We start from the raw sequence: 12987 nt of genomic DNA, 5'->3' as shown, positions 1-12987 counted from the left end.
GGGTTTAAGCCGCCGGAGGCAAAATCAAATTAAAAAAGCGCGGTAGCGCATCAAATATTTCAGGAATTTAAAATGGGAAAGAAAAGAAAATCGAAAGATCCAGGTATGATTAAGCCTTTTGAGGCCATGAATGTTTTCAATAAAAGCCGCAAACCTTTATCCGCAGGCGAGCTTGAAAAAAGACTCGGCCTGACCAAGCGGCACCGCAAATTTGTTAAAAATATATTGAAAGACCTTGTCCGTGACGGGAAGATCATCAAAATCGGCAATGCCTACGGCGTTGTGGATAAGATGAACATGGTCACCGGGAAATTGCAGGTCCAGCGTTCGGGGGCGGCATTCCTGTTGCCGGACGATAAGAAACGCAAAGATATTTATATCCACACCAAAAACCTGCGCGATGCATGGCATGGCGACCGGGTTACCGTTGCCATTACCGGTTCCCATTGGGGCGGTAAGCGTGAGGAAGGGCGTGTGGTCCGTGTGATTGAACGTGGCAAGCAGGTCTTTCCGGTGCGGGTTATCCGGCCCATGGGTGGTACTGCGCTGCTTTGCCATCCCACTGATCCCCGGCTGGATTTCGGCATTGTGGTGGAACCGGACGAAGCGGTTGTTGACGAGCCAATACTGGACGATAACGGCAAGGAAATTTACCCGGCTGATTCTGTTGATGCTGAGGTCGATTTCACACAGATTGCAAGGGGCGAAATCCTGCTGGTGGCTCCCGGTGAGCAGATCAACCCATCGCTTTGGGAAGGACGCATCCTGAAAATTCTGGGCGAGGAAGATGATGTTCTTGTGCAGGAGGCCGTAGTCAAGGCCAACCACGGTATCCCCACGGCTTTTCCCGGTAAAGTGATGGCGGTGGCCGATGCTCTGCCGGATGAACCGTGCGAAGAGGATTTTGCCGAGCGCGAAGACATGCGCGACATTCCTTTTGTGACCATCGACGGCGCAACTGCGAAAGATTTTGATGATGCTGTGTTCGTTGAAAAGATTGGCAGTGGTTACCGTTTGCGGGTGGCAATTGCAGATGTCAGCCATTATGTAGCCATGGAATCCCCGATGGACCGCGAGGCTCTGAAGCGCGGTAACTCCTACTATTTTCCAAAGTCCGTGGAGCCTATGTTTCCGGAAGCTCTCAGTAACGGGCTGTGCAGTCTGAACCCGGATGTGAACCGTCTGGCAATGACCGCGACTATTGAATTTAATAAATCCGGCGAGCCTGTAAGGTCTTCTTTTGCTCCGGCAGTGATCAAGAGTCATGCCCGGCTGACTTACGAGCAGGTCTACAAGGGAATTATTCTTGACGAGAAAGAGGAGCAGGAAAGTTTCGGTGACCTGCTGCCCATGCTCAAATTGTCTGAAGAGCTGGCCCGTAAGATCAATAAACGTCGTAAAGGGCGGGGTAGCCTTGAATTTGACCTGCCGGAACCGGAAATCCTTTTTAATTTGCAGGGACGGACCGTGGATATTCGCCCGCGTTGTCGAAATTTTGCGCACCAGATCATTGAGGAATTCATGATTGCGGCTAACGAGGCTGTGGCAGAATTCCTAACCGAAAAGGAAATCGGCTGTTTGTACCGCGTGCATCCCGGTCCTGATGAGGAAAAGCTGACTAACCTGTTCAAGGTGTTGCGCAAGATCGGCATCAGCAAGCAGGCGCCTGATCCGATTACCCCGCAGTCTTTGCAGGCTGTAGTGAAGGATTCCGAAGGAACTGATCAGGAGTATATTGTTAGCAGGTTGCTGCTGCGTTCCATGAAGCAGGCAAAGTATGAACCTGACAATGAAGGACATTTCGGGTTGGCTTCGGAATGCTATTGCCATTTCACTTCTCCCATCAGACGCTATGCCGACCTTGTGGTGCACCGCCTGCTCAAGGTTGCTCTTGGCGATGGTCATCAGGCCATTCCCGGTCAGAAACAGCTGGGACGTATCGGTAGTTCCATCAGCGGAACAGAGCGCACAGCCATGGAAGCGGAACGCGAAATCCTCAAACGTCTGACCATTATTTTTCTTAAGGATAAGGTTGGCGAAGAGTTTACCGGAGTGATCTCTTCCATTGCGGAATTCGGATTCTGGGTGGAATTTCAGGAAGTCATGGCCGAAGGCATGGTCCGCCTTTCGTCGCTGGGAGATGATTACTATACTTTCTGGTCGGACCGCCAGATGATCGTCGGAGAACGCACCGGGCATGCTTTCCGTTTGGGGCAGAAGATTACTGTCCGGCTGGAATCGGTGAGTCTTGAATTGCTTGAAGCCAACCTTGCTTTGGTTTCTGGTGCTGAAGATTACAAGAAGTTTGTTTAAATAAGAAAGCCCGCTAATTCTGCTTAGAATTAGCGGGCTTTTAAAATTTGTACTGCTCTTAAATTCAGCGGGTGGCGATTTCTTCGATTCTGCGGGCTATTTTGCAAAAGAGGGTCAGTTCACATACTTTTTCGTCTATTTCACAGGCGTATATGTCGTCTGCTTCAGCGATGGCGTTAAGGGATTCATAGACTTTGACCAGAGTTTCCGGTGTAACTTTTCCGCAAAGGTCAGCAATTAATTTTTTGAGTTCCACGGGAGCATCGTCAAGCAGGGACAATTCAACTCCGGCATCACCGAAATCGAATTCAAAATGTTCCACATATTCTGTAGCCAGATTTTTAACAATCAGGTCATTACTCATTCACATCTCCAAAGACTATATCCCCTAACTATTTGCGCACTTTACTACAAACATATTTTTTTTGAAAGCTTTCTCTGTTTATAAAAATGGTTGCAGTATCGAATTATGAGTGTTAAGTATAGATGAACTTTTGCGTTAAACAGTTGTTAATTTTTGAGGTGCCGATGCAAGCTAAAGATTTCGATTCTTTTTTTGAAAGAGTGAAGAGCCAGACTGATATTTCCACACAGGCTCAACTGGCGCGCGAGCTGGGCGTCGGCAGGGCTGCTGTTTCCCTTGTTAAGAAGAAAGGGACCGTTCCCCCGCGCTGGATTTTAGAACTCTCCGTGCGCTACAATCTTGATTCCACATGGCTTGAATCCGGTATGGGGTCCCCGCGTCCGGAAGTTAATGCCGTTGAATTTGCAGATGAATTCTCCCGTATTCCCAAGGTTGCGGCCCGTTTGTCCGCAGGCGGAGGTTCTTTTGAAACCGGGGGCGAAATAGAAGGATTCTACGCTTTTCGCAAGGATTGGATCGGCGGAAAGGGGAATCCAGCGGACATGGTTTTAATGGAAGTTTACGGCAACAGTATGGAGCCGGAATTAAAAGAAGGTGACATTGTGCTGCTGGACCAGTCTCGGCAGGATATCCTTGCCGGGGGTATTTACGCTGTGGGTGTGGAAGACACCGTCATGGTTAAAAGGGTTGAAAAGAGGCCCGGGCAGGTGGTTCTGCACAGCGACAACAAAGATTATGATCCCATTCATCTCGGTGGCGATGAACTTGAGAATGTGCGTGTTCTTGGGCAGGTCGTCTGGGTTTCTCGCGAATATCATTAGTTTTTTTATCGTGTTGTTTTTGCAGGCCCTCCTTCTTGGGGGGCTTTTTTTTGATTTTCGGTCGCTATAATTCAGTTAAAGTTAACTGTAGATGAAAAAAATGTTATGTAATGTTTATTTTAGATTGACATGTGTGTTTTGTTGTGGTTGATTGAAGTCGTCACATGGCAAGGGCAAGCCGGGAAGGCGCGAATTAAGTCCAAACAAATTCACGAAGCAGGAGTCGGTCATGCAGGAAAGATTTTGCAAATGCGGTAACAGGGTCATGGTCCAGTACCACAGCAAAAAAGATGAAGCATGGTTTACCCGTTTCTGGCTTATGGGGAATACTTTTGGCAAGACCATTCGGGTCTGCCCTGATTGTGGTTCTCCTCTTGATATAAACAGACTTAAATAAATTAGTAACAACCCTGAACAGTTTCCAGTATTTTTTCAGTACGGAAGTGCAGGGCAATAGCTGGCGATGTTTTTATCGGCAGAGCATATTTCAAAAAATTTCCGCAGGTTTCTCCCTTATTGCCTGCCGGAATACAGCACCATCTCATCTACACATTTAATCCATCTCTCATCATCATGGCAGACTGTCCGTCGGGGGCAGTCTGCCGCCCCTCTGGCTCTATTTTCGGAGTTGTAATTCATATAGTAATGTTTTCTTTATGAGTGCTGATAGTCTGCACATGGTGGTCTTATGCAGGCTGGACCGGAGCGTGGCAGCCTGATACACACACTTCGTGTTTATCAGCTTTATGTCTGAATGCTTGGAGGTAAATAATGGGTGAATGGATAGTAGATTTTCAGGGCCGTAACCACTCGACAGCAATTAAACTTAATTTTCTGTGGAAACAGGACAATATTTTCATCATGGACAACCATCGTGCTGCATTGTGGTGCTGGGTGGAAAGTTTGAAAAAAAGTGAAAGCTTAAACCTGTTCCATGTGGACCGTCATTATGACGCTCTGTTTTCTGCTCAGGATTATTCTCATTTTCCGCATGCTGATTTTGAAAACTTCGGCATCAGTGAATATCTTGAATGCGGATACGACAATGATTTCTTTGCGGTTACTCCGCTATTTCGTTGGGATAATTATCTTGGTCTTTTCATTGAAAAGTATGGGGACAGAATTGAGAATTGGGCTTTTGCCACCCATGGTAAAGGTTCGGCTCCGAAATCAGTCCGCTTCGCTGCTTATGAACCGTGGGAGTTTCCGGCCGCCCTTGGTGAATTCAAAGGTGATTGGATTTTCAATCTTGATCTAGATTATTTTTTTGGGCGTATGGCAGATGGGAAAATGGGACGCCTTTTCTCTGACGAATATATAAGAGGCTGGGGTTCCGAGCTGCGCAAGGCACTGAATAGCGGTGTCATCAAAACCCTTACTGTCAGCTTGAGTCCTGAATGCGCCGCAGGATGGGAAGGGGCAGAAGCAGCTTTGAAGATTTTGAATCAAGGGCTTGAGATTGATTTCGCTCTGCCTGAATAAGGAAATATAAGAATAAGCCCCGGTAGTCCTGTATGGAATATCGGGGCTTTTGGTTTTCTGTCCGAATCTAAATCTAATCTCTGTTCCAGACCTTGAATTTGTGGTTGGCGAAAAAGTCGGTGTAAAGCTCTTCTGCTTTTTCCTTGAACTTATCGTCATGCATGATCAGTACGCTTAAGGCTTCGTATTTGAAGTACGCAACGACATCTTCCCAGTCTATTTCATCCTTACCACTCTTGGAGCGGAAACCTTGAAGACCGGGTTCAACCAGTTTCTGGGTCATGGGGTTGTCAACCCCAGCGGTTTTGAAAAAATCGCAAATTTCTTTTTTTACTTCATCGGGCCAGTCGGTTTCACCAAGTGGGATGAGGTCCTGAAATTTATTCTCCTGACCTTTTTTCAAAATATACATTTTAAACTCCGTATTTCAGTTTCCGATTGTTGATCGTGATTATGGAATAAAAGCAATTGTTTTTCAAGATTATCCACGTGTCTTTGAAATAAACATTTTGACAATACAATAAATTATTTAACTCGTATGAATCTGCCGATGATCTGTCCGGTTGCCGGGCTTGATTGTGAATCATCAAATTCCGTTTTTAAAAAAGTCAGTGCCGAGTAATCAGGTGAAAAGACGAGGGTTCTGATCTGAGAGTTACCACCTCTGCTGTACTCTATGATATCAGTTACATAAACTGTATCCCCGGAAATAGTCACTGATCTGCGCACATCTTCTCCATCAAGTTTCCATGTAGATTCAAGGTAGTCTCCGGTTTCCGGGATAATGTAGCTGTCATAGTGGTTTTTGCGCTCCTGATTTTCTGTCACGATGTGCAATGTGGCTTCGGCTGTGACTAACTTTTTCTTATAGTGAACGGTCACTCTCCCTTTATAGATCCCTGCAAAGCGTGAATTGTCTTTTGCTTTAACTTCCTGAGTCATGTTTGATTGCTTTTTCTCGGTTTCCGTTGTCTTGGCGGGAAATGTAACTTCGAAGCGCGGCCGTTTCAAATCCTTGAGGTTATTAATCTGCTGCGCCGCAGCAAAGTGAGCTGAAAGGAGTATTGTGGTCATTATTGCAATTAATATTTTCATAAATCTTGGCTCCGAGGTTTTGCTTGAAGGATTTTTGAGCTATGTTTGCAAGTGATTAAAAAGTAACTGGAGGACAATGTTATGTTTCGGTTTGTTTTTGTTTTTTTGCTGCTCGCAGCAGGGATATTTACTTTTGTACCTCATCTTCAGGCTGAAATGAAGATCACCCTTAACGATGGAAAAGTCATTGAGGTTCCTGTTTCCGAAGGTGAGGTCAAATCAATTGAATATGCCGATGTGCAAAGTTCAGATGGGAAAGTTTTTCCGGAAAATGCTATCCGAGTCATGAGTGCTAAGTACGGCAATATGAGCTTCGAACTTGAGGGTGAGTTGGGCTACAAACAGTATTTCTGTAACGCAAAGGACGCTCTGGTAAAAGAGTGCGATGGTAAAAGTAAATGCCGCCTTATCGTGGGGAATAAATTTTGCGGTGACCCCTATCCGGGCAAAGGGAAATATTTGTACGTGGAGTATACCTGCGGGAAGAAGCTTAAACGGGCAAAAAAATCCCAAACAGAGATAATGGTTCTGAGCTGTCCCTAATTTAATAGGGGGGGGCTTCAGTAGGACCGATTTTTGCTTGTAATAACAAAGGTGAAAATTATTCCTACTGGAGGTTTGCGTATGAGGAATACTTTGGCACTGGGCCTTGTTCTGCTCAGTGGCATGTTGCTTTTGAACTCAGGATATGAAGTCTACCGCTGCTTTGTCCCGAATGAAATAGTGGAATCGCAACCGGTTAGGCTAGTACGCATTGAAGGTAAAAATTGCCCTCTTTATTACCCGGAGGGACAGTAGAAAAATCACCCCTTACTGAATTTCAGTAAGGGGTGATTTTTTTGTAAATTCATTGAAATCACTTAGGAAATCAGCGTATTTTCTGTGTATAATAAGGTGAAGTCTGAAAGAGTAAAGCGGTTCTTCAAGAATTTTGAAATGCTCCATGGTGTGTTGTGTATCTTTAATTAAGCCGGGTAGGGTCATTTTATTACAGATGGCTGCATCAACCCTTTTTTTAGAGACCAGGTCCAGTATCTGTCTTGTTGCATATACAGGATGTCGTTTTAACAATCCTTTTTCAAAATATTGATTAAGGGGACCATGGTCATTCCCATGTAATACGGCAATAGTTGCTCCCGTCATATTGTCAAAGTCGACTTGCTTTATTGGTGAATCCTTTAAGACAAGAAGATGGTCGGAGATAGTCCACATGGGCATTGATGAAGTGTATTTGTTCTTAACTTCAGGCGGAAGGAACATGGGGGAGGTCAGGGCAAAAGCATCTGCTTTACCTCTTGTTAGTTGTTTGCCTATCCTTGCTCTGGGCATGCATTTATATTCAATCTTGTATTGCGGGTAGTTTTCTTGAAATCTATGCATCAGATCAATAAAAGTTCCGCTCAGGTTTTTAGAGGGTTCCTTTTTGCTTGTTACAGTGTAAAAAGGAGGAAATTTATAGCCGCAAACAATTTTAATGACTTGTTGTCTTTTTTGGTGTGCATGGACCATAGAGGCAACAAGCAGGATCGCAATGATAGGTGTGATGGTTTTGAATATAGTTTTAAGCATTTATTTTTATCATAAGTTTATAAAATATAATATAATATAATATAATTTTAGGAGTCACAATGAACTACATGTATACTTTTTTAAAGTTGTTTACATCTGTTTTATTGTGTGGGCTTATTTTTGTTGCCGGTTATTTTCTGATCAAATGGTTTACTGATCCGGTTTATCGGATAGGGGTGTTGGAAAAAGGTCAGGTTCTTAAGTTCAATGAAGAAGTTCAATCCGCAGAGGTTGATGATGGAAAACTAAAGGTATTGAGCTACAATCTGGGGTTTGCGGCTGGATCGGTGCAGCACACGCTTGCCGATGAACACCCCGAAACCTTTTTCACCACCAATCTGGATAGTTTTATTGATCTGGTCAGGGCGGAAGATGCGAATATAGTGCTGCTTCAGGAAGTAGATCTTGATTCTAAGCGTTCATGGTATATGAACCAGTTGAATTATATCATGGATAGATTGGGTTGGGGGTATGCCGCTCCGGTGGTTGATTGGGATATGTTCTTTCCCCTTCGTAAAGAGCGTAAGATTACCAAGGCTACGGTTGTAATTTCCAAATTTCCTATTGTATCCAATGAATATGTCCAGACTTCCTGCAAACCTAATTTTGAAAATAGTATCCTGAACATTTTTTATTATCCTTTGCTCTGGAAATCTTCCATGCAGCGGGTTGCGGTAGAGGTTGGTGGTAAGCGGATCGATGTTTACAATGTCCATCTCTGCGTCTGGAACAGGGCGGCTCGGGTGGCGCAGGCAAGGTATCTTGCCGAGTGGATAAAGAGGGAAAGCTTCGGTGTGGAATTTCTGATTGGCGGTGATTTTAATTTTCAAGCATATATCAGGGGAACCCCGATTCCTGAAGCCGATCTCCGCAAGGCTCCTTTTCTCAATCAGTTGCGAGAGGATTTGGACGGAGTAGGTGAAGTTCTCAGCAACCCGGGAGATTCTGCTGAAATGTTGCATAAAAATTTTACCTTTGCCGAGCGCAAACATCGTTATGATTTTCTTTTTTATTCAAAAGGATTGCTTCCGGGGTCGGCAAAAGTCGTGGATACCATTTCTGCTTCCGATCATTACCCTGTCTTTGGGGAATTTTCCTCTGTAAAATAGTGTGTGCTGATAGGTGAAATAATCAGAGGAGGCATGTTTATCTGTCTGTGTTGATGAAAAAATGATATAAACAAGGCTACAATAAGTTTATTTATGAAACTAAAAGGATGTTCAGCACTGTGGGGAGTGATGAAAAAAAGACTTTCTGTATTTATCTGGGGTTGCTTGTATGTTTTGTTTTCTTGCTGCGTAGCTGTTGCAGAGGAAACACAAACCAAGAAGATATTGATTGTGCATAGCTACAGTCTAGAAAATATCTGCGGGCAACCGCAGCATCAGGGAGTGCTGGAAAGTCTGGAGAAAGCAGGGTTTGTGGAAGGCTCAAATCTTATTGTTCATCAATATGCCATGAAAACCAAGAAGGTGAATAATAGCCCGGATCTTATAGAAGAACAGGCCGCGGCGGTTCTGGAAAGAGTCCGTGAGGTTCGTCCTGATGTTCTGGTTTTACTTGATGATAATGCCTTTAGCTCCGTCGGCCTTAAACTTGTGGACAGTGATATTGATATTGTTTTTAGCGGGATGAACGGACAGCCTGAAGATTATGACCGCAAAGTGAAATGGATGGTTTCCCGTTCGAAACCGGGACACAATATTACCGGTGTGTACGAGAAACTTCATTTCATCGATGCTTGCAGGGTTCAGAAACAGCTGATTCCCGGACTTGAAAAAATATTGGTCCTTTTGGGTGAATCTCCCACGGGCAAGGCTGTGTTCAAGCAGGTCAGTAAGGAAATGGACGAAGCTGGTGAGAATTTGGGGATTGAATTTGAGACCCGCATTGCCACTTCTTGGGAAGAGTATACAGAAATTATCCGTCAGGCCTGCTCTGATCCATCGATAGGCACCATCTATCCGGCGGCAACACTGCTCAAGGATAAGAATGGCCAAAGCCATTCCACTGGGGATATTGTAAAATGGACCGTTGCTAATTGCCGTACGCCGGGAATTTCAATTAACTATGTTTATGCCCGTTTGGGAATGCTGGGCGGGGCCGGAGTTGATTTTATAGCTATGGGCAGGCAGGCAGGTAAAATGGTTGCCATGATTTTGCAGGGAACATCTCCCGGAGATATTTCTGTTGAAGAAGCAGAGCGCTATGCTCTGGTTTTTAATCTTAAGCGGGCAAAGGAATTGGGAATGGTGATTCCCGCCGATATTTTGATGGCTGCTGATGTTGTTTACAAATAGTTGAAGTTCATGTTGCTGAAATGAAAAAAATATCTTCCTACAGACTTTCCACTCTAGTTGCTGCCGCAATATGCGGGATGGCCATTATCACTGCTCTCGCTATGGGCGGGGTCTTTTCTTACAGTTATTTTAGCACACTTAAACATGAATTTCATGACCGGGTACGGGCTGAGGGACAGGAATCCAGCCTTGAGCTTTATAGTTTTCTGCACCGTGCTATGGCCCGTCTTGGGGAACTTAGCAAGGATAACTCTATCCGGGTCGCCATGATGATGGGGGTGGATTACCCCCTGACCGAGAAGTTATCCGAGTATGACCAGGCCCCACTGGGAATTGATTTTTTTGTCTTGCGCAAGGGTGACGCCAGAATATTCAGCTCTTCGGCAAGGCCCTTCGATGAAACCTATATTCAAAATGCACTTATGAATTCTCCGTTCCGTTGTTCCTTTTGTCGGGTAGGCAGGGACGGATTTATAACAGTTTTTTCACTTCCCATCCTCAGCAGGTCGGAAGTTGTCGGCAGTGCCGCTTGTCTGGTGGATTTTTCAAGGTCGGAATTGGTTTCCACATTTAAGAATTCCTTTGGAAGCAAACTGGTCCTTTTTGAACAGGGGAATGCGTATGATCTTATTACAGGGCAGTCCCTTGCTTTGTCTCTGGGAGATTCTGTCGGTGATGACGAGCTTGTCAAGGTCAGGCTCGGCGAGGATACAGAGGGGGTTTTGTATCGTAGTGCGTTGGTTTCAGGACTTGGGTATTTTGTCTCCAATGCAAGGCTCAATGAGTCTTTGCAGCAAACATTCTTGCTGCTTCTGCCGTTGTTTGGAGTGGTCATAGGGCTTTGTATAGGTGTTTCGCTTTACTTGAGCAGTAAATTAACTCGCCCGCTGCGCACCATCACCACTTCCGCTGAAGATATTTCCAGGGGTTTGGAAGAGGATATTCCCGGCCGGGAGAGTCGCATTACTGAAATCAGCGCGCTGGGTAACGCTCTTTCCGCAATGCTTGAAAACTTGCGTCGTACCCGGGGGTTGGAACAGTATCAGTTCTTTTTTGATAATGTGGACGATTTGGTCTGCATAACTGATATGGATGGCCTTTTTATGAAGGTTAATAGCGGCGGGGCTGATTTTCTTGGATATGACCGCGATGAGTTTTTAGAGAAGACTGTTTTTGAACTTGTTCCAGCTTATGAGCGTGAAACCCTGCGCGGACTTATTAACAGTATTTTTACCGAAGAAGGTTCTCGGCAGTTTGAATGTCCGGCTGTGGCAAAATCTGGGGAGATTGTCTACACGGATGTGCGTAGTCGCAAGATTACTTATCATGGGCAGGATGTGCTGCTTAGTGTTGTCCGTGATGTAACTGACCGTAAGCGGGACGAAGATGAGTTGCAGCATTACACGGCGGAATTGCTGAAGGCTAAAGAGGTTGAGGAGCGCAATTCATCGCATATGGCGGAAACTCTCAAGAAGCTTGAAGAGGCCATGGGTAAAGCGGAGGTCGCCAACCGAACCAAGAGTGAATTTCTGGCTCAGATGAGTCATGAAATTCGTACTCCCATGAATTCTATTCTGGGTATGGCTGATATGCTTTTCGATACCAGCCTGACCATGGAGCAACGGAGCTATGTCTCCATTTTCAGGGATTCCGGCAAGGCGTTGATGAATCTCATTAATGACATTCTTGATCTGTCCAAGATCGAGTCCGGCAAACTTACTCTTGAAAATACAAAATTTAATATTGATGAGCTTGTGGACGAAGTTGCCGGGATCATGTCCGTAAGCGCGTGGAAGAAAGAACTGGTTTTTGCCTGCCATGTAGACCCGCTTTGTCCAACCCTTTTCGAGGGTGATCCGACCAGAATAAAACAGATTCTCGTCAACCTGCTCAGCAACGCGATAAAGTTTACTGATTCAGGTTCTGTGGTTTTGGATATTTCTAGTTCTGTCGGTCCGGAAGGCAGGACTGCTTTGCATATGGTCGTGTGTGACAGTGGGATAGGAATTTCGGAAGAAAAGCTCAAAATTATTTTTGATAATTTTGTACAGGCTGACTCTTCCACGACCCGCAAGTACGGCGGTACAGGGCTTGGGCTATCTATTACCCGTAATTTAGTTGAGCTAATGAACGGGCAGATCAGTGTTCGCAATATATCATCCGGCGGAGCCGAGTTCCGGGCCGATATTCAGGTCGGCGGAGTTGATGAAATAGAAGCGGATACATGCAGAATCAGGTCGGCAATGCAGGATCGCGAAATTCTGGTCATCGATGAACGGAATTTGGTCAGGAAGTATATCTGCAAATGTCTTGGCGAGTGGGGTGCTAAATGTTTGCATGCCGGGGATTTGAATTTTGCCTGTGTGCAGAGCGACTCCTGCCGCAGTGATGCTGAGTTGGTTATTATTTCTGATCGGCTCGGCGATGAAGACGGATTAAGTGAAGTCGAAGCCATCAAGGCCCGGTTGAATAACGATAATCCTATGCTCTGCACTCTCTCCTCTTCTCCCGGAGTCAGCAGCAACCGTCCGGAAGTAAACCAGCTTTTCGGAGTCAAAAGTAGTGTGTTCTGGCCTGTGACCAGAGGCGGACTACTTAAGGCCATGCTTGATATCTATGGCGATCTTCCTTCTGGAACAGAGGTTCGGGAAGAAATGATTGAGCTGAATCCACTAAGAATTCTTGTGGTTGATGATTCGGAAAACAATCGTATACTGCTTGAATTTCTCCTGAAGGATACTCCTTTTAGGCTCCGTTTTGCCGTGGACGGCGATGAAGCTGTCCGTATTTACCGTGAAAATAATTTTGATCTGGTACTGATGGATATCCAGATGCCTGTAAAAAACGGTTTAGAAGCTACCCGCGAAATCAGGGGGTATGAGTTGGAAAACGGGTACCCGGCCACACCTGTGGTAGCTCTTACGGCTAATGACAGGAAAGAAGACAGGGAAGCCTGCCTTGAGGCCGGGTGTAGTGGCTTTTTGACCAAGCCGATTAAAAAGATTTCCTTGATAAAGGGTATTCTCAAGCACAGCTTATAAGT

The 12987-nt window shown here is 45.3% G+C and carries 11 protein-coding genes; 7 read left to right on the top strand and 4 right to left on the bottom strand.

Annotated features, from left to right (window positions below):
* The first annotated feature begins 72 nt into the window (after positions 1–72).
* Positions 73–2313 (top strand): ribonuclease R, encoded by a 2241-nt coding sequence (gene rnr / locus D0S45_15775; GenBank protein TIH13246.1) that lies wholly within the window; start codon positions 73–75, stop codon positions 2311–2313.
* Positions 2314–2377: 64 nt separating this feature from the next.
* On the opposite strand, the gene D0S45_15770 is transcribed toward rnr, so the two are convergent.
* Positions 2378–2677 carry a hypothetical protein gene (locus tag D0S45_15770; GenBank protein TIH13245.1) on the bottom strand — a complete coding sequence of 100 codons (300 nt, stop codon included), beginning with the start codon at positions 2675–2677 and terminating at the stop codon, positions 2378–2380.
* Positions 2678–2841: 164 nt separating this feature from the next.
* On the opposite strand from D0S45_15770, the gene D0S45_15765 reads away from it, so the two are divergent.
* Together D0S45_15765 and D0S45_15760 are read left to right on the top strand one after the other, a co-directional pair.
* Complete coding sequence (locus tag D0S45_15765) at positions 2842–3498, top strand: helix-turn-helix transcriptional regulator (protein TIH13244.1); 657 nt, start codon at positions 2842–2844, stop codon at positions 3496–3498.
* 771 nt (positions 3499–4269) lie between these two features.
* Positions 4270–4980, top strand: coding sequence for a hypothetical protein (locus tag D0S45_15760; protein ID TIH13243.1), 711 nt, complete (start codon positions 4270–4272; stop codon positions 4978–4980).
* 73 nt (positions 4981–5053) lie between these two features.
* Here D0S45_15760 and D0S45_15755 read toward each other — a convergent pair whose 3' ends face one another.
* Together D0S45_15755 and D0S45_15750 are read right to left on the bottom strand one after the other, a co-directional pair.
* On the bottom strand, positions 5054–5392 hold the full coding sequence (locus D0S45_15755; protein TIH13242.1) for a hypothetical protein: 339 nt from the start codon (positions 5390–5392) through the stop codon (positions 5054–5056).
* 113 nt (positions 5393–5505) lie between these two features.
* Complete coding sequence (locus D0S45_15750) at positions 5506–6075, bottom strand: hypothetical protein (GenBank protein ID TIH13241.1); 570 nt, start codon at positions 6073–6075, stop codon at positions 5506–5508.
* 81 nt (positions 6076–6156) lie between these two features.
* On the opposite strand from D0S45_15750, the gene D0S45_15745 reads away from it, so the two are divergent.
* Positions 6157–6618, top strand: coding sequence for a hypothetical protein (locus tag D0S45_15745; GenBank protein TIH13240.1), 462 nt, complete (start codon positions 6157–6159; stop codon positions 6616–6618).
* A gap of 267 nt (positions 6619–6885) precedes the next feature.
* On the opposite strand, the gene D0S45_15740 is transcribed toward D0S45_15745, so the two are convergent.
* Positions 6886–7644 carry a hypothetical protein gene (locus D0S45_15740; GenBank protein TIH13239.1) on the bottom strand — a complete coding sequence of 253 codons (759 nt, stop codon included), beginning with the start codon at positions 7642–7644 and terminating at the stop codon, positions 6886–6888.
* A 68-nt stretch (positions 7645–7712) separates the two neighbouring features.
* On the opposite strand from D0S45_15740, the gene D0S45_15735 reads away from it, so the two are divergent.
* From D0S45_15735 to D0S45_15725, 3 genes are all read left to right on the top strand, one after another.
* A complete protein-coding gene (locus tag D0S45_15735; GenBank protein ID TIH13270.1) occupies positions 7713–8753 on the top strand; it encodes an endonuclease/exonuclease/phosphatase in 1041 nt (346 codons plus the stop codon).
* Between the two features lie 129 nt (positions 8754–8882).
* Positions 8883–9944 carry a hypothetical protein gene (locus tag D0S45_15730; protein TIH13238.1) on the top strand — a complete coding sequence of 354 codons (1062 nt, stop codon included), beginning with the start codon at positions 8883–8885 and terminating at the stop codon, positions 9942–9944.
* A 20-nt stretch (positions 9945–9964) separates the two neighbouring features.
* Complete coding sequence (locus tag D0S45_15725; GenBank protein TIH13237.1) at positions 9965–12985, top strand: response regulator; 3021 nt, start codon at positions 9965–9967, stop codon at positions 12983–12985.
* Positions 12986–12987 lie beyond the last annotated feature (2 nt).

It is taken from the genome of Marinifilum sp. JC120, assembly GCA_004923195.1.
In the GTDB taxonomy this organism is placed as follows: domain Bacteria; phylum Desulfobacterota; class Desulfovibrionia; order Desulfovibrionales; family Desulfovibrionaceae; genus Maridesulfovibrio.
The sequence above is the reverse complement of the archived record's forward strand: the minus strand, read 5'-3'. Positions and strand labels throughout refer to the sequence as shown.